This window comes from Streptomyces sp. WELS2, from assembly GCF_013870595.1.
GTDB lineage: Bacteria > Actinomycetota > Actinomycetes > Streptomycetales > Streptomycetaceae > Streptomyces.
Window position 1 is genome coordinate 1 of record NZ_JACBWZ010000859.1, and the last position, 2,513, is coordinate 2,513.

Sequence of the window (2,513 nt, forward strand, 5' to 3'; positions counted from 1 at the left end):
AGTTTCTCCCGCAGCTGGGCCAGGGTGCGGGCCAGCAGCCGGGAGACGTGCATCTGGGAGATGCCGACCTCCTGCGCGATCTGCGACTGGGTCATGTTCCCGAAGAAGCGCAGCAGCAGGATCCGCTTCTCGCGCGGCGGCAGGTCCTCCAGCAGCGGCTTGAGGGACTCGCGGTACTCCACCCCCTCCAGCGCCTCGTCCTCGGCGCCCAGGGTGTCGGCGACCGCCGGCGACTCGTCGTCCGTGTCGGGGACGTCCAGGGACAGCGTGGAGTACGCGTTCGCCGACTCCAGGCCCTCCAGGACCTCCTCCTCCGAGATGGCCAGCTTCTCGGCGAGCTCGTGGACCGTCGGCGACCGGCCGTGCAGCTGGGACAGCTCGGCCGTCGCGGTGGTCAAGGAGAGCCGCAGCTCCTGGAGCCGGCGCGGCACCCGGACCGCCCAGCCCTTGTCGCGGAAGTGCCGCTTGATCTCGCCCACGACGGTCGGAGTGGCGTACGTGGAGAACTCCACCCCGCGCTCCGGGTCGAACCGGTCGACGGACTTGATCAGACCGATCGTGGCGACCTGGGTGAGGTCGTCCAGCGGCTCGCCGCGGTTGCGGAACCGGCGCGCCAGGTGCTCCACGAGCGGCAGGTGCATGCGGACGAGCTGGTTGCGCAGCTCCGCGTACTGCGGGCTGCCCTCGGGCAGCGAGCGCAGCTCCACGAACATCGCCCGCGCCCCGCTGCGGTCCTGGACGTCGTGCTGTACCGCCTGCGCGGCCTCCGTGCCCGGCGCGTCGTCCTCGGCGTATCGCTCGTGCTCGCTCATCGTCCCGCCCGTAGCCCTTCCCCGAGCCCTGGCCCCCGCGCGGACGTCGGACGCGGCGCCGTCGCCCGCCGTCGGTGGCGTGCCCTGTCCGGCACTGTCACCGCCGACCCGCGCGGAGCCCTCCTCCGGGTGCGGCCTGGCCTGCTCGGGGATGCCGTCGATGCCGTCCGCCATGAGCCGGGAACCGTCCCGGGGGTCCGCCCCGGAGGTCTCGGCGTCACCCGACCAGGAGGCACCCCCGTCCCCGGTCGGCAGCTCCCGTGTGCCGCGCTCTTCGTCCCGCACCGGCCCGTCCCCGTTCCTCAGGCCGGCCCGGGGCCGACACCACGCTGTTTGTAGAGGCTGATCGAGACCGTCTTGTCCTCGTCCACCGCGGAGGAGACCTTGCCCGCGAGGGCCGACAGCACGGTCCAGGCGAAGGTGTCCCGCGAGGGGGCGTGGCCGTCCGTCGTGGGCGCCGACACCGTCACTTCCAGCGAGTCGTCGACAAGACGGAAGACACAGCTGAGCACCGAGCCGGGCACGGCTTGCTGGAGCAGGATCGCGCAGGCCTCGTCCACGGCGATGCGCAGGTCCTCGATCTCGTCCAGGGTGAAGTCCAAGCGAGCCGCCAGACCGGCCGTGGCCGTCCGCAGCACCGACAGGTAGGCACCCGCAGCCGGCAGCCGGACTTCCACGAAGTCCTGGTTCGCCGCGGGCTCGCCTGCGATCTGGGACACCCTCACCTCCATGGTGGTACAAGCTTTACGGGGCCGAGGGTCGCCCCCCGGGGTAACGCGTACGTGGTTCAAGCGGTGACGCTATCGCGCGCCGAACGTTCCTGTCCCCGGGACCCCAACCCCCTGGCGTCACTCACAGTAAAACTCCGGATACGCTCCGTGTCTAGAGGGTGGGCGGGCCCAAATGGGAAGAGCGCGCGCCGGATTGACGTACCCAGACGTCAGACGCTCGAACCGTCGTGCGGAAGCCGCCACTAGCAGTGTCACACGAGAACGTGGTCGGGTGAGAAGTCCCGCTCGCACTGACGTCGGTCAGACGAGCACGTGGTCGACGAAGCACCACCGCCAGTCCTCGCCGGGCTCGAAGGACCGCATCACCGGGTGCCCCGTCCGCGCGTGATGCTCCGTCGCGTGCCGGCCCGGCGAGGAGTCGCAGCAGCCGACGTGACCGCAGGTGAGGCAGAGCCGGAGCTGCACCGGGTGCGTACCGTCCCGCAGGCACTCCGGGCAGGTCGCGGCGAGCGGCTCCGGTTCCGGGTGCGGCAGCGCTTCGGAGTGCGTGCACTGTTTCATGATTGCCAGATTACGACGGGTGTGCGGATGGCCGCGCGGAACAAGAGGGTGGGCGAGGACCTTGGACGTGATGCCCCTGCTGTTGCTGGTGGCGGGCAGTGCGGCGGTGGCCGCGGCGGCCCGGCGCACTCCCGCGCCGGCCCCGCTGCTGCTGGTCGCGGTGGGCCTGGCGGTCTCCTACATCCCCGGCGTGCCGTCGTACACCCTCGACCCGCACGTGGTCCTGCCGCTGCTGCTGCCCCCGCTGCTGTACACCTCGGCGAGCGACAGCTCCTACCTGGACCTGCGCGCGCAACTGCGGCCGGTGGCGCTGCTCTCGGTGGGGTACGTCCTCTTCGCGACCGTCGTCGTCGGCTGGGCCGCCTATGCGATGTCGTCTGTGTCTCATCCGTGCGCAGTCCCGCACGGC

General features: G+C 71.3%; 4 protein-coding genes. 1 reads left to right on the forward strand and 3 read right to left on the reverse strand.

What is annotated here, in order from left to right; all coding sequences use genetic code 11:
• The 3 genes from H5J33_RS30870 to H5J33_RS30880 all read right to left on the reverse strand — a co-directional run.
• On the reverse strand, positions 1-1,097 hold a 1,097-nt coding region (locus H5J33_RS30870; protein ID WP_309485528.1), incomplete at its 3' end, for an RNA polymerase sigma factor SigF.
• A 17-nt stretch (positions 1,098-1,114) separates the two neighbouring features.
• Positions 1,115-1,531, reverse strand: a complete 417-nt coding sequence (locus H5J33_RS30875; RefSeq protein ID WP_030609825.1) for an anti-sigma regulatory factor — start codon at positions 1,529-1,531, stop codon at positions 1,115-1,117.
• 312 nt (positions 1,532-1,843) lie between these two features.
• Positions 1,844-2,104, reverse strand: a complete 261-nt coding sequence (locus H5J33_RS30880) for a UBP-type zinc finger domain-containing protein (RefSeq protein ID WP_181798070.1) — start codon at positions 2,102-2,104, stop codon at positions 1,844-1,846.
• A 61-nt stretch (positions 2,105-2,165) separates the two neighbouring features.
• On the opposite strand from H5J33_RS30880, the gene H5J33_RS30885 reads away from it, so the two are divergent.
• A partial coding sequence (locus tag H5J33_RS30885; protein ID WP_181798071.1) for a cation:proton antiporter occupies positions 2,166-2,513 on the forward strand: 348 nt, incomplete at its 3' end.